We start from the raw sequence: 363 nt of genomic DNA on the forward strand, positions 1-363 counted from the left end.
CGGTCTGGTGGACCTGCTGGCACATTTCCACGCCGTATTGGACTATCCCGACGAGGACATCGGCCCTCTGGAGGCAGAGCAGATCGGCGGCGTGCTCTCAGCCGCCGCCGGGGAGCTGCGGCGCCTGCTGGAAACCTCCCAGCGGGGGCGGTTTCTGGTCCGGTGGGTGCCCTGCGCCATCGTGGGCCTTCCCAACGCAGGCAAGTCCTCTCTCCTGAACGCCCTGGTGGGCTATCAACGCGCCATCGTCACCGATATCCCGGGCACCACCCGGGACACGGTGGAGGAGCGGTGCATGCTGGGCGGCGTACTGCTGCGGCTCATCGATACGGCAGGCCTCCGGGAGACCGACGACCCGGTGGA

1 protein-coding gene is annotated in these 363 nt (G+C 68.3%); it reads left to right on the forward strand.

The window, feature by feature from the left end; translation table 11 throughout:
• The coding region (locus tag ABUA09_RS17885; protein ID WP_349949608.1) for a GTPase at nucleotides 1-363 on the forward strand (363 nt) is incomplete at both ends.

This window comes from Intestinimonas sp. RTP31139st1_F5_RTP31139_211217 (genome assembly GCF_040226735.1).
In the GTDB taxonomy this organism is placed as follows: Bacteria; Bacillota; Clostridia; order Oscillospirales; family Oscillospiraceae; genus Intestinimonas; species Intestinimonas butyriciproducens.